The following is a 17,828-nucleotide window of genomic DNA, read 5'->3' as shown; positions in this document are numbered from 1 at the left end:
AATAATTGCAGGCTTTAGCAGGCAACTCGAAAAGGTATTCACTGATGGATGAAAATAGAAGCAAAGCGCTGGCCGCCGCCCTCTCGCAAATCGAGAAACAATTCGGCAAGGGCTCCATCATGCGCATGGGCGACACCGACGTCGCCGCTGACATCCAGGCAGTCTCTACCGGCTCCCTGGGCCTAGACATCGCCCTGGGCATCGGCGGCTTGCCGCGCGGCCGCATTGTCGAAATCTACGGCCCCGAATCCTCCGGCAAGACCACGCTGACATTGTCCGTGATCGCGCAAATGCAGAAACTGGGCGGCACGGCAGCCTTCATCGACGCCGAACACGCGCTCGACCCGCAATATGCGCAGAAGCTCGGCGTGAATGTCTCCGAGTTGCTGATCTCCCAACCCGATACCGGCGAACAGGCACTGGAAATCGCCGACATGCTGGTGCGCTCGGGCTCCGTCGACATCGTCGTGGTCGACTCCGTTGCCGCGCTGACGCCAAAAGCCGAAATCGAAGGCGAAATGGGCGACTCGCACATGGGCCTGCAAGCCCGCCTGATGTCCCAGGCGCTGCGCAAGCTCACCGCCAACATTAAGCGCACCAACACATTGGTCATTTTCATCAACCAGATCCGCATGAAGATCGGCGTGATGTTCGGCAACCCCGAAACCACCACCGGCGGCAACGCACTCAAGTTCTACGCTTCCGTGCGCCTGGATATCCGCCGTACCGGCGCGATCAAGAAGGGTGACGAGATCACCGGTTCCGAAACCCGCGTCAAGGTGGTGAAGAACAAGGTTTCCCCGCCGTTCAAGCAGGCGGAGTTCGACATCCTCTACGGCGAAGGCATCTCGCGCGAAGGCGAAATCATCGAACTGGGCGTCAACCTCAAGCTGGTCGAGAAGGCTGGCGCATGGTACAGCTACAAGGGCGAAAAGATCGGCCAGGGCAAGGACAATGCGCGCGAATTCCTCCGGGAACACCCAGAAATCGCCAATGAGATCGACGCCAAGATTCGCGAGCACTCCAATCTGGCCAATGCCGCGATGACGACGGCGCCGGATGAAGAAGACGACGAATAAACCTGCCACCAGCCTGCGAGAGCGGGCTTTGGCATATCTGGCACGGCGAGAATATTCCTATCAGGAGTTGCTGCACAAGCTGAGTCCCCATGCGGGAGAGGAGGACGACCTCCCCGCCCTGCTGGAGGACTTCAAGAAACGCGGCTGGCTATCCGATACACGTTATACCGAGCAGATCGTGCATGCCCGCAAGGGCCGTTACGGCAGCCTGCGCGTGGCGCATGAGCTCAGGCAGCACGGCGTCAGCGACGAACTGATCGGCAAGGCCGTGGCGGGCATGGCCCCGGACGAACTGGAAGCCGCTACGGCGGTTTACCGCAAGAAGTTTTCCCAGCCGCCGCAATCGCGGGAGGAATGGGCGAAGCAAGCGCGCTTCCTGCAAGGGCGCGGCTTCGGTTTTGAAGTGATACGCAAGGTGCTGCGCGGCAGCCCGGAAGATATCGAGTGATGCGGCGGGCAGCATCCCGCGCATATTGGATTTTTGACATTAACGTTTTGAGCAAGAACACACATCAATGAAGAGCAACCAGATTCGCCAGGCCTTCCTGGACTATTTCGCCTCCAAGGGCCACCAGATCGTCAGTTCCAGCTCGCTGGTCCCGGCAGGCGACCCCACCCTGCTCTTCACCAACGCCGGGATGAACCAGTTCAAGGACGTGTTCCTCGGTTTCGACAAGCGCCCCTACACCCGCGCCACCTCATCGCAGAAGTGTGTGCGGGCGGGCGGCAAGCACAACGACCTCGAGAATGTCGGCTACACCGCGCGTCACCACACCTTCTTCGAGATGCTAGGCAACTTCAGCTTCGGCGACTACTTCAAGCGCGACGCCATCAACTATGCCTGGGAACTGCTCACCGAAGTCTTCAAACTGCCCAAGGATAAGCTCACCGTCACCGTCTATGCCGAGGATGACGAAGCCTACGACATCTGGACCAAGGAAATCGGCGTGCCCGCCGAGCGCGTGATCCGCATCGGCGACAACAAGGGCGCGCGCTACGCCTCAGACAATTTCTGGATGATGGGCGACACCGGCCCCTGCGGCCCCTGTACCGAGATTTTCTACGACCACGGCGAGCACATCTGGGGCGGCCCTCCCGGCAGCCCGGAGGAAGACGGCGACCGCTTCATCGAAATCTGGAACAACGTCTTCATGCAGTTCAACCGCGACGAGCAAGGTGTGATGCACCCGCTGCCCAAGCCCTCCGTCGATACCGGCATGGGCCTGGAGCGCATTGCCGCTGTGTTGCAAGGCGTGCACAGCAACTATGAGATCGACCTGTTCCAGCATCTGATCAAGGCCGCTGCCCGCGTCACCAGCACCGCAGACCTCGACAGCCCGTCGCTCAAGGTGCTGGCCGACCATATCCGCGCCTGCAGCTTCCTGATCGCCGACGGCGTCATCCCGGGCAACGAAGGCCGCGGCTACGTGCTGCGCCGCATCATCCGCCGCGCGATCCGCCACGGCTACAAGCTGGGCGCGCGCGCCGCGTTCTTCTACAAGCTGGTGGCGGAACTGGTGGCCGAGATGGGCGACGCCTATCCCGAACTCAAGAGCGGCGAGCAGCGCATCACCGATATCCTGCGCCTGGAAGAAGACCGCTTCTTCGAGACCATCGAGCACGGCATGGCGATCCTCGAAGCCGAGCTTGAGGAAATGGCCAAGACTGGCAACAAGGTATTCAACGGCGAAACCGCCTTCAAGCTGCACGACACCTTCGGCTTCCCGCTCGACTTGACTGCAGACGTCTGCCGCGAGCGCGAGGTCAGCGTGGATTCCGCCGCATTCGACGCCGCCATGGCGCGCCAGAAGGAACAGGCCCGCGCGGCAGGCAAGTTCAAGATGGCGGCCAACTTGGAATACACAGGCGCCGCGACCACTTTCCACGGCTACGACACGCTCGAAGCGCAAGGCAAGGTATTGGCGCTATACAAGGACGGCAGCGCGGTCGACGCCCTCAACGAAGGCGAGCTGGGCGTGGTCGTGCTCGACAACACCCCGTTCTATGCCGAATCCGGCGGCCAGGTCGGCGACCAAGGCATCTTGAAGGGGGCGGAAGGCATCTTCCAGGTGGAAGACACCCTGAAAATCCAGGCCAGTGTGTTCGGCCACCACGGCGTATTGAGCACCGGGACGCTACGCGTGGGCGACGAAGTCAGCGCGCGCGTGGACCTCGCCTCGCGCCACCGCACCATGCGTCACCACTCCGCCACCCACCTCATGCACAAGGCATTGCGCGAAGTGTTGGGCGGCCACGTGCAGCAAAAGGGCTCGCTAGTAGATTCTGATAAAACCCGTTTCGACTTCTCGCACAACGCCCCGGTCACCGCCGAGGAAATTCGCCGCATCGAGGAGATCGTCAACGCCGAGATCCTCGCCAACGCGCCGACCCAGGCCCGCGTGATGCCGATTGACGAAGCGCAGAAGACCGGCGCCATGATGCTATTCGGCGAGAAGTACGGCGACGAAGTGCGCGTGATCGACATCGGCAGCTCGCGCGAACTCTGCGGCGGCACCCATGTGAGCCGCACCGGCGACATCGGCCTGTTCAAGGTCGTCTCCGAATCCGGCGTCGCCGCGGGCGTGCGCCGTATCGAGGCCGCAACCGGCGATGTGGCATTGCATTACATCCAGCAGCAGCAGCAACTGCTTACAGACGCAGCCGCCTCCTTCAAGGCGCCTGCGGCCGAGCTGGCTGGAAAGATCAGCCAGACCCTGGACCAGGTCAAGTCACTGGAAAAGGAACTCGCCCGCCTCAAATCCAAGCTGGCCTCCTCGCAAGGCGACGAGCTCGCCAGCCAGGCCGTGGAAGTCAACGGCGTCAAGGTGCTGGCCGCCACGCTGGAAGGCGCTGACGCCAACACCCTGCGCGAAACCATGGACAAACTCAAGGACAAGCTCAAGACCGCCGCCATCGTGCTCGCCAGCGTCAACGGCGACAAGGTCAGCGTCGCCGCGGGCGTGACCGCAGACACCCTCGCCAAGGTCAAGGCCGGCGAGCTGGTCAACTTCGTCGCCGCGCAAGTCGGCGGCAAGGGCGGCGGCAAGCCGGACATGGCCATGGCGGGCGGCACCGATGCCGGCAAGCTGCCGCAGGCGCTCGCCAGCGTTGCCGGCTGGGTGGGAGAAAAACTGAATTAACAGCCGCCGGCGCCTGCACCGCAAGCGCCGGTGTTTTATTGATGCACCTTTGATACCGACATAGATATGGCACTTATCGTACAGAAATACGGCGGCACCTCGGTCGCCAATCCAGAACGCATCGGCAACGTCGCCCGCCGCGTAGCGCGCCACAAGGCGCTGGGGCAGCAGGTCGTGGTCGTGGTCTCCGCCATGTCAGGCGAGACCAACCGCCTGATCGGACTCGCCAAAGAAGTGATGCCCAACCCGCACCCGCGCGAGCTGGACGTGCTGGTCTCCACCGGCGAGCAAGTCACCATCGCCCTGCTCTCCATGGCGCTCATGGAGCTCGGCGTCAAAGCCAAGAGCTACACCGGCAGCCAAGTCAGCATCGTCACCGACAACGCGCACACCAAGGCGCGCATCCTCAAGATCGACGAAGAACGCATCCGCAAGGACCTCGATGACGGCTACGTCGTCGTCGTGGCCGGCTTCCAGGGCGTGGACGAGCACGGCAACATCACCACGCTGGGCCGCGGCGGCTCCGACACCACCGGCGTCGCGCTTGCAGCCGCGCTCAAGGCCGACGAATGCCAGATCTACACCGATGTGGACGGCGTCTACACCACCGACCCGCGCGTCGTGCCCGAAGCGCGCCGCCTCAAGTCGGTCACCTTCGAGGAAATGCTGGAAATGGCCAGCCTGGGCTCCAAGGTGCTGCAAATCCGCTCGGTCGAGTTTGCAGGCAAATACAAGGTCAAACTGCGCGTGCTTTCCAGCTTCGAGGAAGAAGGCGAAGGCACGCTGATTACATTCGAGGACGACAACAACATGGAACAACCGATCATCTCCGGCATCGCCTTCAACCGCGACGAAGCCAAAATCACCGTCCTGGGCGTGCCCGACCGCCCAGGCATCGCCTACCAGATCCTGGGCCCCGTGGCGGACGCCAACATCGACGTCGACATCATCATCCAGAACGTCGCCGCCGACGGCACCACCGACTTTACCTTCACCGTGCACAAGAACGACCTGCAGAAGGCCCTGGACATCTTGCGCGACAAGGTGCAAGGCCATATCGGCGCGCGCGAGATCATCGGCGACGACAAGACCGCCAAAGTCTCCGTGGTCGGTGTCGGCATGCGCTCGCACGTCGGCATCGCCAGCCAGATGTTCCGCACACTGGCGGAAGAAGGCATCAACATCCAGATGATCTCCACCTCCGAGATCAAGATTTCCGTCGTCATAGACGAGAAATACATGGAATTGGCCGTACGCGTCCTGCATAAGGCTTTCGGACTAGAAGAAGTTTAAGAATTACGCCGTTTTGGCGTTGATTTTTGCGGCGTAATCAAGTATTGTTACGCCCTCGTGCGGAGAGCTGGCCGAGTGGTCGAAGGCACTTCCCTGCTAAGGAAGCATACGGGCTTAAACCTGTATCGAGGGTTCGAATCCCTCGCTCTCCGCCACACGACAACGGCGTGTAGCAAAGAATGAAATTATGCTGGCATAAATCTCATCTTCGCGTATAATGCACGCCTCACACACGCGCCCGTAGCTCAGCTGGATAGAGTACTTGGCTACGAACCAAGGGGTCAGGAGTTCGAATCTCTTCGGGCGCGCCAAATTTTCAAGGGTTAGCTTAGGCTAGCCCTTTTTGTTTTCTATGTTGTGACAGATTTGTGCCTTGCGCTGTCACAGTTCAAGCACCCAATCCGCTCAGTTTGTTTTAGCATAAGGCGCTAGGTGATCTGCTGATAGATGCGCATAACGCCGCACTATTTCTGGACTTTCCCAACCACCTAACCCTGCAAGGCAAATAATGGCGTACCACATTTTGCACATGCCAGCTTGCCCAAGTGTGGTGGTGTAAATTGTACAAGCGGAAATGCTCAATGCCTGCCTCTGCGAACGTACGAATACCTAGTTACTTCAAAATTTCACGCTCTAATATGAAACTCTATCCGACAAACTTTAGTTTTGGCCACCCCCTTATCTATTTCCTACCGGTACGAGATAGCCTTTATTGCTCTTAACTATCTCCAGCATCTTGTTTAGATATATCGCCACCAGGCCCACCGAGCAGCCGAAGAAAAAACTATCGATAGTATACTGGGTAGCATTTGCACGATTTATCTAGGCTTCACATCCCAATTCTCCATGTCCTGAAGCGAGGCAAAATCCGAGGAGATCATTCACCTTACCGTCAGCATGAAATCGATAGTTCCAAGCTCACGTCATCAGCAGACATAGCTTTTCTATGATAAAAGGCACTAATTTATGCGCAAGGTATCCATAAAATCTTGATATATGCGAGACATCCGTTGGGCCTGTGAACTAGATACTCTAACAATTATCTGCAGGGAAAGGCGAACATGCCTGTCCATTCATCCATAACCTCAAAATATAACCAGAAAGATAGAGCTGGACGACAACTTGCATGGCAAGCTGCTTCTTAAGCATCTTAAAGGTAAAAGCATATGACTATTAAATTCTTATAACACAAGAACGGCTTGTCAATGTATATTACTGAGATTGGTTTAGGTTTAAATTGAGTTTGGGAGAAAAATATGGATCCATTACCGGTTTACGGATCTGAACAAAGAATATCGGTTAGCCAAGTACGACAAGGCGATCATCGTTTTTTTACATTCACAATTGAAAGTGATTTACTTGCCAAGTGCTGTTTTGCGACAACAAAAGAAGAAGACACTTTGTTAGGATTTCAGAGAGTACTAGACCTAAAAAGAGCCCAGGCTATTGCTGACTACATTGATAACGGTTTAGGAACTATTCCGAATTCCATTGTTCTTTCGGCTCAACCTGAGGCTAAATTCAAGCTAGTAGATCGAGGAAAAACTATTTCGTTTATTTTCGACCCTCACTCATTCTTGATTATTGATGGTCAACATCGTGTTTTTGGTTTTGCACTAGCTAGAAAGCAAATGCGTATTCCAGTTGTTGTGTATGACAATTTGACGAAAGCTCAAGAAGCACAGTTATTCATTGATATAAATACCAAGCAAAAACCTGTCCCCAAAGAGCTAATTTTGGCTATTAAAAGCTTAGCTGCAAGCAATAGTGATGAAGAAGCACTATTGGGTGAGGTTTTTGATTTATATGATCAGGATGAGTCTAGTGCGCTAGCTGGATTAACAAGCCCAACTAAAGCAAGCAGCACAAAATTATCAAGAGTTACTTTCAATGCAGCATTCAAACCTTTGCTAACTTACTGGAAAGAAAACAAAAGTAGTTATGATATTTATACTACAACTAATTCATTTTTTCATGCTGTTACATCAGGGTTACGTAACAAAAAAATAGAAAAAGCTATAACCAACAAAACCACTTTCCGAGCATTTGCGACAATATTCCCCGACTGCATAAGCAGAGTTCAAGATAAACATGGCAAGCAATATACTCCTGATAATTTTTCTAGGGTTATTAAACCTATCTTTGAAATGAAAAGCAGTACCTTTACAAACCCAAGTGGGACTCATACATCATTAGCAAATGATTTTCTAAAAGCCATGAAGGTTACTCTTTCCATTTGAATAGCTATGACATTAGTTGAATTAGCGAAATTTTTTTGGTTGCATGATTTGATTCGAATCAAATCAAATGCTACTGAGGGATTACAAAATTGGTTCTTAACCGGTGATTATTTGATTTCCCAAGTTCCAACGAATAAAAAAATAGAGGTATTTCCGCGCTCCACTGAAGAACTAACCAAAGCTTTTTCGAATGACCTATCAAGGCTAAGTAGTGCAGCCTTTGAAAGCGCAGAAGGACTAACGAAAAACCCGATCTTCCCTTATTCAAGTGGGTGGATACTAGTTAGAGCTTATTATTCAGCCTATTTCGCAGCTAATGCTTTAATGAGATGTTTTGGATACTCAAGCACAAACATAGATATACTTCAAATCACATCATTAAAAGATACCGCACGTTTGTGCGGATTCCCTTGTCCCAGTAAAGCTAAAACAACTCCCCAGCCAGGGGTGTATTTCATTGAATATTCTGTAGCGAGTCTTGAGGTAACACTTTCTATAGTAAATTCTAACGGAGGAGTGCACGGAAAATTCTGGGAATCCTTTTCCAAGTTTATTTCAAGTCTAGAATTAAAAATATCGAACTCTACAAGCTTAGTTAAAGATGACAAAAAAAAGGCAAAGAAGGAATTAGATACTATTAAGAAAATGCTATGTGGAGTTGGATCAACAAACTTTAATTGGCTGTCCTTCGTTCGCAACAATATAAATTATCGTTTGGACTATGATGTATGGCATCCTTATAAAGACTGTGAGATGGATAGCGAACAGATTATCAAAATTTTTGACGACATATGGAAGCAAACTCCTGACCCTAGCTTGGTCAATGTAAACACTGATAATTTACAAAAGTTTATTGCTGTTTGTGCGTTCATGGTTTCTTGGTGCAAAGCAACCTTAGAAAAAATGAGTAACTTTAATACACCGGCAGCTCACTTTCTTAAAAAAGGTCCAATTTCTTTTTTAACAACAGCTGGGATTTAGCTATAGTTTCTTTAGACGGTGTTTAGATTTAATAAGCGCTGTAATAGGCTGATTTAATATATTTTTATTTTCTAAGCGCCTCTTTACAAACTTAAGAGGTCAGAAGTTGAAATCTCTTTGGACAGAATATATTTAAATACCGGTTATGCTAATCGGCTTTTCTTTGAGTTGTAAATTGGATCAACTTACGATTTATTAGTACGGACTTTAGTAGGATTTAACTTCCCCGACTCTTCTGCATGAGACCAATCCAACTCAGCCAAGCCAGATTCCATATCCAGCCGTCTCAAAAGCTTGCGCGCATCGAAAGGCGCTTTGACTTTGATATCGTTATCAAAGTAGCAATACACATCACGAGACTTTCGCGGCAGAGGTGCCTGGTCTGAAATCAGGCGGGCATCTTTTGGCTGCGTGCCTTTACTCCAGGCTTCAATCCGCAGCGCCCAGTCATCCAGCGCCTTGTCCGTGTAGCCGCTGGCGTACAGTGCTTCAGCGCCGTGCAAGCGCAAATAGGTGAAGTCGGCGGTGATATCTTTCTTGTCAGGCCATTTGCCGGCCGTATCGGCTATCACCAGCGCTACCTTGTATTTGCGCAGCAGCGCAATGAATTCCGGGGTTTCAAAGCTTTGATTGCGGATTTCGACGGCATGACGCAAAGGGCGTTTTTCTTCCGCCTTGATGTATTCGCGTCCATACATGGACGCATCGCGGTGTTCCGCCAGTTTGGCGGCGGCATGGGTATCGTGCGGCAACAGTTTCAGGAAGTGTTCAAACAGGGTGGCGTCGAACCGGAAGCTGGGCGGGAACTGCCATAGGATGGGGCCCAGTTTTTCCTTCAGCAGCAATAACCCGGAAGCAAAGAAATTCGCCATAGGCTGTTCGACATCTCTCAGGCGCAGGACATGGGTAATGTAGCGCGTTGCCTTGATGCTGAAGATGAAGCCCGGCGGCGTCTGCTCGTACCAATGCAAATAACTGCTCGGGCGCTGCAATGCATAAAAGGAGCCGTTCAGTTCTATCGTCGGCAAGGCGCGCGAGGCGAATTCGAGCTCGCGCTTTTGCACCAGCCCTTTGGGATAGAAGACGTTGCGCCAGGGCGCATAACGCCAGCCTGATATGCCGATACGGATATGAGCAGCCATGGTGTTTTGGCTGCGGCAAAAACGGGAAGTTCAGAATATGGATGCCCTGCCCTGACGCGCAAAACCGCACCAAGGTTACACTTCGCGCTATACCAATTGGATGCCCACCAAACAAAAAGGGCTAGCAATGCCAGCCCCGTGCTTTACGGTGTCGCTAAAGGCATCAAGCTGCTTGCCGTTCCTCCAGCAGTTTAGGATTGCTCTCTACTCGGATATCGATCTTGCGGGGCTTGAGCGCTTCGGGCACCTCCCGTACCAGCTCGATCGTCAACAGGCCTTTGTCCAGCGAGGCATTGGTCACCTTGACATGGTCAGCCAGCTGGAAGGTATGTTCGAAATCGCGCGCGGCAATGCCCTGGTGCAGGTAGTTGCGTGATTTGGCTTCAGCATCCCTGGCATGGCGGCCTTGGACCTTGAGCTTTTGCTGTTCGGTCTCGATATGCAGTTCAGATTCGTCAAACCCCGCCACGGCCATGACGATTTTATATTGGTCGTCGCTGAGCAGTTCGATGTTGTAAGGCGGATAGCTGATGTCGTTCTCGCTGCGCTGGGCCTCGGCGATTAATTGGGCCAACCGGTCAAAACCAATGGCAGAACGATACAGTGGCGAAAAATCAAATGTACGCATGATGTCATCCTTTCTGATTTAAGCGATTGAACATGGCAGACCCCATGATGGGCATCTGCTTGTTTCAGAAAATAGGGATGGCCATTTATTTTTCAAGAGGATATCCGAAGCGCAATTCAATGCGGCGCGGTTCCAGGTATTTGCTCATTGCAGATTTACACGGTTGAAACACTATGCTTGCGTGGAGTGCACTGCACGGCACTTTTTCATGCCTCGGACGGTCTTTATCTCTGCCCACCACACTGCGGAGTTGCGCTATGCCGGACACGAAGATGGACGAATGTACTGCCCAACTCAACGAGACGCTGGGCAGCGAGCTGCATGGAGACATGGAGCTGTCGGCGCAAGCCGCGCGCCTGCGCTACGTGCAGGACGAAAAGCCCGGCTTCGGCCGCAAGCGTACTGCCAAGGGATTCCGCTATGTGGATACGCAGGGCCGCCCAGTGCGGGACGAAAAGCAATTGGCACGCATCCGCTCGCTCGCCATTCCGCCGGCCTGGGAGAAGGTATGGATATGCCCCTATGCCAATGGCCACCTGCAAGCCACCGGCTACGATGCCAGGCAGCGCAAGCAGTACCGCTACCACAAGGAATGGCGCGCGATCCGCGACGAGGCCAAGTTCGAGCACATCATCGATTTCGCCCTGCACCTGCCCATGATCCGCGAGCGCATAGATGCCGAGCTAGCACAGCCCGGCCTGAGCCGGGACAAGGTGCTGGCCCTGGTGGTCGCGCTGCTGGAAACCACCATGATCCGCGTCGGCAACGACGAATATGCGCGCAGCAACCGCTCTTTCGGCCTGACCACCCTGCGCAACCGCCACGTCGAGGTCAGCGGCGGACGGATCGCCTTTCACTTCAAGGGCAAAAGCCGGGTGGAACATGCAATCGAGATTCAGAATGCCAGGCTGGCGCGGCTGGTGCGCAAGATGAAGGAGCTGCCCGGCCAAGAGTTGTTCCAGTACCTCGACGACGATGGCAAGCGCCACGCCATCGATTCCAGCGACGTCAACGACTACCTCAAGCGCATCACCGGGCGCGACTACACGGCCAAGGATTTCCGCACCTGGTCGGGCACGGTGCAGACCTTCCACACGCTATCGGCCGCCGAGCCGTTCGAGAACCAGTCGCAAGCCAAGAAGAATGTGCTGGCCGCGATTACCGAAGCCGCACGCAAGCTCGGCAATACGCCCAGCATCTGCCGCAAGTGCTATGTGCATCCGCTCATCATCGATATCTACATGACCGGAAAACTGTTCGCAGCCCTGCGCAAACACAGCCAGCCGCAGGAGCTCGACGCCTGGCAGGCGGCTGAGCAGGACGTGCTGGCGTTGCTACAACGCCATGCCGGGGTGAAACAGCCAGCCTGATGCCGGCAACCATAGGAACTTGCAAAGCGGCAGCCTGCACCTTGCTGCAGTCAACAGGCCGATCGTGGCGCTCCACTGACGGACGAGGATAAACCCACCATGGTTGACACCGGGTACGTGCTGAATTGCAATCAACGCCTGAGCCCGTGACCAGCATCGCCAACGTGGCGGCAAAATGGGGGCTCTGGCACATGAGCCTGTTCTCCCTTTATTACCGGTAACTGTTCAGGGAATGTCCCAACAAAACCTTGGAACACATGCGCCTTAAGAAAACATTCTCATAGCGCCAGCAGCATAGTCTCGAAGCAGATATCCCAAGGGATATCTGCTTTTTGACGGGCAAGAAGTTTAACGGAGGGTCTAGCGGGCGTAGCGCTTGACCGGCTTGAACGGGCGGGACGAACCCGCTTCAATATGCCGGAAGATGATCCTGCCCTTGGCAAGGTCGTAAGGCGACATCTCGACCGTGACCTTGTCGCCAGCCAGGATGCGGATATGGTTCTTGCGCATCTTGCCGCCGGTATAGGCGACCAATATATGCCCATTGTCCAAGGTGACGCGGAAACGGGAATCCGGCAGGATTTCATCTACTTTGCCCTGCATCTCGATGAGTTCTTCTTTTGCCATGGTCTTTCCTTTCAATAATATCAGGCAAAAGCCTGTGGGTTTTTCAGCCAGACCTGCCCTTGAGTGGCGGCATGGTTCAGGGCTTTTTCGCGCGAAATGAATTCGCGGGCGAAGCTGACAATACGGCAATGCGTGCCCGTTCCCTGGCCGCTGCGGATGGACAGCGAGGCGGTATAGCGCCCGTTCCTGTTGCTATGCGAGATCGGGGTGATTAAATAACGTCCGGCCATAAAAGGCTGGATGTTGAGTGATTTCATATGCAGTTACTCAGGCAGCGCAATGCTGCGGAAAACGGTGCCATGCAACCGGTTGGAGGGCTGGAGGTCACCTGCGGACTGGAAAAATCGTCCGGTATGGGGCTTGCCGTTAAGGAAGTTTGACCACTGTAAAAACTCTTTTGGGAGCCTGTGGCTTTAAGTGGCGGTGATATTGGGGAAACCGCAGCACGTCTCAGACTTGCTGTAGGAAAGGTAAGCAATTAGCTACAACACCGAACAGTATAGCGCATTAAGCGCAACTCACAAAACTCTGGTATAGAGGCAGCATGGCCCGGCGGGCCTGACAAGGCATGAAGGTTGCTGCCGGCTGCGACAATTTGTCACATTATCCCAAGCCGGCGATGTTGCTATATTTCACCCCCTCATAACAAAAAACTGCCGATACGCCCCGTGTCGTGGCAGACATGCCGCCACGACCGCGACGCTTCGCACATTGCCTCTCGACCCAATATGACGACACCATACCCATTCCTGATCAAGGCCTTGATTGCCGGGATGTTTTCCTCGGCCATGGGCATTTCATATGTCTATGCAGAGGAATCCGCCCAGGCAAAGAACCAGCCGGACGGCACCCAGACCCTGGATACCGTGCACGTCAAGGCCGCCCCCATCAAGCACCAGCAGGGCTTGAACATCGACAAGCCGTCCGAGGCAGGCTCCCGGCTCGGATTGACCATCCGCGAGAACCCCGCCTCGGTCGCCGTGGCAAGCCGCCAGCAAATGGAGGAAACGGGCGCACGCAATTTCCAGGATGCGGCCAACAGCCTGCCCGGCGTGAATGCCTCTGCACCTCCCGGGCACGGCGGTTTCGTTGCCTACAGGGGGTTCACCGGCGCACAGGTCAACCAGTTGTTCAACGGCATCAGCTTGCAGTACAACAGCGCCAACCGCCCTGTGGACGCCTGGGTCTATGACCGAGTAGAACTGGTGGGCGGCCCCTCCTCCTTCCTCTACGGCAGCGGCTCCGTCGGCGGCAGCCTGAACTATGTCACCAAGCTCGCGACCCGCGACGAGGAAATTCGCGAAGCCCGCATCAGCTATGCGCGCTACGACACCATAGAAACCGCTCTCGGCCTGAACCATGCGCTGAACGGCAACAACTGGGTGCGCCTGGATTTCAGCCGTAACACCAGCAACGGCTATATCGACCGGCAGCAACGCGAGGCGGATAGCCTGGCGTTGTCATGGCTGGCCGACATCACGCCAGAGTTGTCGCATACGCTGGCATTGGAACACCACGTCGAGCAGGAAGACAGCCCCTACTGGGGCACGCCGACGCTGAACCCGCAGGCCGGCAGGTTGAAAATCGACACGTCCAACCGCTTTGCCAATTACAACGTCGCGGACGGCCGTTACGAACAGCGCGTCACCTGGGCGCGGTCCATCACCGAATACCGGTTCAACGCGCAGACTTCACTGCGCAACACCTTCTACCACTACACGGGCCAGCGGGATTTCCGCAACCTCGAGGTATACCGCTACAACGCCGGCAACAGCGCCGTCTTGCGTTCGGGCGCCTACATGCAGCGCCATGACCAGGAACTCAACGGCAACCGGGTCGAAATCCTGCACAAGGGTGCGCTGTTCGGCTTGCAAAGCGACTGGTCTTTCGGCGCGGACTACAACGTGAACCGGCAAACCGTGTTCCCGACTTCGGTCAGTACTATTCCGGCAACTTTTCCCGAACCTGGCAATTTTTATGACATCCCCGGCATGGGCAACGGCCTGCAGAAAGGCCGCAGCACCAAGACCAGGACCTTGTCCGCGTTCATCGAAAACCGCCAGTTCCTAGCCCAGCGCCTGTCATTGGTGACCGGGTTGCGTTACGACCATATCGACCTGCACCTGGACAACAATCCCGGCGCCAGCCCGGCAACGGTCGACCGGCGCTGGGATGCGTTTACCGGGCGCGCAGGCATCGTATTCGACGTGACTGAGGACGCCAACCTCTATGCCCAATACAGCACCTCGGCGGAACCGCCTGGCGGCACGCTCACCAGCGCCAGCGCGGCCCAGGTGGACAACAATTTCAAGCTTTCCACCGGTTACCAGGCCGAGGTCGGCAGCAAGTTGAATTACCTCGACGGACGGGGCACCGCCACCATCGCGGCTTACCGCATCGTGCGCAGGGATTTCCCGGTGACCGACCCGCAGGACCGCAACAACACCATCCAGGTGGGCCAGCAGACCTCCACCGGCATCGAGCTTGCCTCCTCCCTTCAAATCACACCCAAGCTGCGCGCGGAAGGCAATATCGCCTGGGTCAACGCGGAATACGACGACTTCAATGAAGCCGTCGGCACCGCCGTCGTTTCCCGCAAGGGCAGGCACCCGATCAATGTGCCCGACCAGGTCGCCAACCTGCGCTTCATCTATGACATCACTCCAGACTGGCAAGCGGGCATCGGCGCGCGCTACGTGGCTTCCGTATACGCCAACAACGCCAATACCATGTGGGTGCCCTCCTACACCTTGTTCGACGTGCATACGAAATACCGCGTCAGCAAGAACGCCGACCTGGTCGCCCGTATCCGCAACCTCACGGACGAGACATACGCGCGCTTCATCCACCAGACCAATACCCAATACTATGTCGGCGAACCACGCAGCCTTGAAGTTGCGCTGCATGTCCGTTTCTGAATTATCGAAGTGCCTGAGGCTACCTTCATGACCTCAAATTGTCGCCATATCGTATTCAATTGGACATGTTGATTTGTCAGTATCGTCCTACAACAACATCAGCCCAGCCTGATAAGCGGGACTGAATTTTCACTCTACAATCGTGCCCACTTATTTACTTTGCTATCAGGAGCCGCAATGTTTGGCCAGAATCTCGAGCAATCTATTTATGACGCGCAACAAAGCATTCAAGTCCTGCAACCCCTCAAAGACAATATCGAGGCCTACAAGAATGTGCTCACGGTAGAAGACGTATTGAGCCTGATCGAGCAGCAAATCCGGGATGCCAACAAGCGGCGGCAAGCCTTCCTGCTAGCAAAGAAACTGGACAGGCATCTGCCGGATACCGCAAAAGCTGCCTTAATCAATACTTAAATATCATCAATAAAAAAGCCGGCATAAGCCGGCTTTTTTATTGATGGAAACCACTCAATTACTTGATAGGCAAAGGCACCAACTCGCCGCCCTTCATGTCAGGAATCAAGAGGAAGCGCCCATCGGCAGATACTGCGATGTCTGCAGCGGATTGGTGGCCCTCGCTGATCAACTGCGGCGTCGCGCGCGGTTCGATCAATTGCCAGACCTTGCCGCCGGCCCAGTCGCTGACGTAGAGCAAACCGTCCGTATCCCGCACCAGGCCGTCAGCGCCGCCAAAGCCCTGATTGAGCAGCGTGACGCTCGCCTTCTTGCTGGCGAAATTCACCTGGAACAGTTTGCCGCTGCCGAAATCGGCCACCAGCAGCTTGCCTGGACCGTCGAGCAGCAGCCCGTTCGGGCGCTTGATGCCGGACTTGTCGTTGACCAGCTGGGCGATCTTGCCTTCTGGAGATATCTGGTAGATCGCGCCGTGCTTGCCATTGTCATCGCCGCTGTCCGAGACATAGACGTTGCCCAGCCCGTCGATCTCGATGTCGTTGAGGAACACCGGCTTTTCCTGGAAGTCTCCCGGCTTGGCAATCACGGTCTTGCTGCCGTCCAGCCCAACCCTCACCACCTGGTCCACGTCCGCGACATAAAGCTGGTTGTTGAAGAGGTCGAGACCCTTGGGATCATTCAAGCCCTCCGCCAGGGTCTGGCGGCTGCCGTCCTTGTTGATCACGGTGATCTTGCCGTCGCCGTTCTTGCCGAATTCGCCGATCTCGCTGACGAAGATGCGTCCGTCCGGATGTGCAACTGCGGACTCCGGCATTTTCAGGCCGGTGACTTTTGCCTGGTGGCCGCTCTTGCCGCGGGCAGGCGCCGCCGCGGCGAATTCGCCGTAGCTGACACGGTAGATGACGCCGCTATAGTCGTCGGACACCAGCAAGGAGCCGTCGTTGAGTTGCAACACGTCGACAGGGCGGCCCCACGCCTCGCCGTCATTGAGCCAGCCGTCGATGAAGACTTCGTTCGATTTCACCTTGTGGTTTTCGTCGAACACCACGCGCATCAACTGGTAGCCGACAGGCTTGCTGCGGTTCCACGAACCGTGCTGGGCGACGATGGCGTTGCCCTGGTATGCGCTCGGGAACTGCTTGCCGGTGTAGAACTTGAAGCCCAGGTTCGCGCTATGCGCCTGGAAGCCGAGCACGGGCGGCGTCACGGCTTGTGGCGGCTTCTTGTTCTGCCAATCCTTGGGGCGCGCATCTTGGCCGCCGACGTAAGGGAAGCCGAAATGCAGTCCGGCCTGCGGTGCGGCGTTGAACTCGTCAGGCGGGATATCGTCGCCCATCATGTCCATGCCGTTGTCGGTGAAGTGCAATACATTGGTGCCCGGCTGGAAATCCAGGCCGACGGAGTTGCGCACGCCCTTGGCGAACACTTCTGTGTTCTTGCCGTCCGGGTCCATGCGGATGATGGAGGCCTCGATGCCTTGCGGGTCGCACACGTTGCACGGCGCGCCAATCGTCACGTACAGCTTCTTGTCCGGGCCAAACGCGATGTAACGCCAGCCGTGGTGCGCCTTGTCCGGCAGTTGGTCGTAGATCACTTCGCGCATCTGCTTGAACGGCAGGTTGAGGTCGAAATCGGGTGCGGCATAACGCGTGATGCGGTGCTGCTCGGCCACGTACAAGTGCCCGTCCCACATGGCGACACCATTGCCCACCTTCAGGTCGTCGAGGATGGTGATCACCTCGTCGGCCTTGTGGTCCTTGTTCTTGTCCACCACGGCGTAGACCTTGTTGCCCCGGGTGCCGACGTAGACGGTGCCGGAAGTCCCCAATGCCATTTGCCGTGCGCCAGGCACTTCGGCGTAGACTTCCACCTTGAACCCTTCCGGCACCTTGAGCCGGCCCAGGTTCGCTTCTACATCGGCCAGATCGGCGTTGGCCGACGCCATCCAGCCCATGGCGATCATCAGGCCTAGCACTTTGCTTGTTGTTTTCATCGC

15 protein-coding genes and 2 tRNA genes are annotated in these 17,828 nt (G+C 55.6%); 12 read left to right on the top strand and 5 right to left on the bottom strand.

Going from position 1 to position 17,828, the window contains the following annotated elements; genetic code table 11:
• Positions 1 to 44: 44 nt before the first annotated feature.
• From recA to ACKF11_RS01465, 8 genes are all read left to right on the top strand, one after another.
• Positions 45 to 1,079 (top strand): recombinase RecA, encoded by a 1,035-nt coding sequence (gene recA, locus ACKF11_RS01500; protein ID WP_309564458.1) that lies wholly within the window; start codon positions 45 to 47, stop codon positions 1,077 to 1,079.
• A complete protein-coding gene (recX, locus tag ACKF11_RS01495) occupies positions 1,060 to 1,527 on the top strand; it encodes a recombination regulator RecX (RefSeq protein WP_407995708.1) in 468 nt (155 codons plus the stop codon). Before recA ends, recX begins: the two co-directional genes overlap by 20 nt.
• Positions 1,528 to 1,594: 67 nt before the next feature.
• On the top strand, positions 1,595 to 4,219 hold the full coding sequence (gene alaS, locus ACKF11_RS01490; RefSeq protein ID WP_407995707.1) for an alanine--tRNA ligase: 2,625 nt from the start codon (positions 1,595 to 1,597) through the stop codon (positions 4,217 to 4,219).
• Between the two features lie 66 nt (positions 4,220 to 4,285).
• Positions 4,286 to 5,512 (top strand): aspartate kinase, encoded by a 1,227-nt coding sequence (locus tag ACKF11_RS01485; RefSeq protein ID WP_407995090.1) that lies wholly within the window; start codon positions 4,286 to 4,288, stop codon positions 5,510 to 5,512.
• Between the two features lie 61 nt (positions 5,513 to 5,573).
• Positions 5,574 to 5,667 (top strand) — tRNA-Ser (locus tag ACKF11_RS01480).
• A 79-nt stretch (positions 5,668 to 5,746) separates the two neighbouring features.
• Positions 5,747 to 5,823, top strand: a tRNA-Arg gene (locus tag ACKF11_RS01475).
• Between the two features lie 945 nt (positions 5,824 to 6,768).
• On the top strand, positions 6,769 to 7,752 hold the full coding sequence (locus ACKF11_RS01470; protein ID WP_407995706.1) for a DGQHR domain-containing protein: 984 nt from the start codon (positions 6,769 to 6,771) through the stop codon (positions 7,750 to 7,752).
• A gap of 6 nt (positions 7,753 to 7,758) precedes the next feature.
• Positions 7,759 to 8,733 carry a hypothetical protein gene (locus ACKF11_RS01465; RefSeq protein ID WP_407995705.1) on the top strand — a complete coding sequence of 325 codons (975 nt, stop codon included), beginning with the start codon at positions 7,759 to 7,761 and terminating at the stop codon, positions 8,731 to 8,733.
• Positions 8,734 to 8,918: 185 nt separating this feature from the next.
• On the opposite strand, the gene ACKF11_RS01460 is transcribed toward ACKF11_RS01465, so the two are convergent.
• Both ACKF11_RS01460 and ACKF11_RS01455 read right to left on the bottom strand, forming a co-directional pair.
• Positions 8,919 to 9,875, bottom strand: a complete 957-nt coding sequence (locus tag ACKF11_RS01460; protein ID WP_407995704.1) for a DUF72 domain-containing protein — start codon at positions 9,873 to 9,875, stop codon at positions 8,919 to 8,921.
• A 163-nt stretch (positions 9,876 to 10,038) separates the two neighbouring features.
• Complete coding sequence (locus tag ACKF11_RS01455) at positions 10,039 to 10,503, bottom strand: Hsp20 family protein (RefSeq protein WP_407995703.1); 465 nt, start codon at positions 10,501 to 10,503, stop codon at positions 10,039 to 10,041.
• 257 nt (positions 10,504 to 10,760) lie between these two features.
• Between ACKF11_RS01455 and ACKF11_RS01450 the strand changes: the two genes are divergently transcribed.
• A complete protein-coding gene (locus ACKF11_RS01450) occupies positions 10,761 to 11,873 on the top strand; it encodes a DNA topoisomerase IB (protein ID WP_407995702.1) in 1,113 nt (370 codons plus the stop codon).
• Between the two features lie 360 nt (positions 11,874 to 12,233).
• Here the strand turns inward: ACKF11_RS01450 and infA are convergent, their stop codons facing one another.
• Positions 12,234 to 12,500 carry a translation initiation factor IF-1 gene (gene infA / locus ACKF11_RS01445; RefSeq protein ID WP_407995701.1) on the bottom strand — a complete coding sequence of 89 codons (267 nt, stop codon included), beginning with the start codon at positions 12,498 to 12,500 and terminating at the stop codon, positions 12,234 to 12,236.
• Positions 12,501 to 12,520: 20 nt separating this feature from the next.
• The gene (locus tag ACKF11_RS01440) at positions 12,521 to 12,757 is read right to left on the bottom strand and encodes a hypothetical protein (RefSeq protein ID WP_407995700.1); all 237 of its coding nucleotides are present in this window, start codon (positions 12,755 to 12,757) and stop codon (positions 12,521 to 12,523) included.
• Between ACKF11_RS01440 and ACKF11_RS01435 the strand changes: the two genes are divergently transcribed.
• The 3 genes from ACKF11_RS01435 (at position 12,758) to ACKF11_RS01425 (ending at position 15,832) form a co-directional block, all read left to right on the top strand.
• Positions 12,758 to 12,880: a hypothetical protein gene (locus ACKF11_RS01435; RefSeq protein ID WP_267864441.1), complete on the top strand. Its 123-nt coding sequence runs from the start codon at positions 12,758 to 12,760 to the stop codon at positions 12,878 to 12,880. It begins immediately after the preceding gene.
• Positions 12,881 to 13,228: 348 nt separating this feature from the next.
• On the top strand, positions 13,229 to 15,418 hold the full coding sequence (locus ACKF11_RS01430) for a TonB-dependent receptor (protein ID WP_407995699.1): 2,190 nt from the start codon (positions 13,229 to 13,231) through the stop codon (positions 15,416 to 15,418).
• 177 nt (positions 15,419 to 15,595) lie between these two features.
• Positions 15,596 to 15,832 carry a hypothetical protein gene (locus ACKF11_RS01425; protein ID WP_407995698.1) on the top strand — a complete coding sequence of 79 codons (237 nt, stop codon included), beginning with the start codon at positions 15,596 to 15,598 and terminating at the stop codon, positions 15,830 to 15,832.
• A 58-nt stretch (positions 15,833 to 15,890) separates the two neighbouring features.
• On the opposite strand, the gene ACKF11_RS01420 is transcribed toward ACKF11_RS01425, so the two are convergent.
• Positions 15,891 to 17,825 (bottom strand): PQQ-dependent sugar dehydrogenase, encoded by a 1,935-nt coding sequence (locus ACKF11_RS01420; protein ID WP_407995697.1) that lies wholly within the window; start codon positions 17,823 to 17,825, stop codon positions 15,891 to 15,893.
• Positions 17,826 to 17,828: the final 3 nt, after the last annotated feature.

Source organism: Methylobacillus draconifructus (assembly GCF_045984385.1).
GTDB classification, from domain to species: Bacteria; Pseudomonadota; Gammaproteobacteria; order Burkholderiales; family Methylophilaceae; genus Methylobacillus; species Methylobacillus flagellatus_A.
The sequence above is the reverse complement of the archived record's forward strand: the minus strand, read 5'-3'. Positions and strand labels throughout refer to the sequence as shown.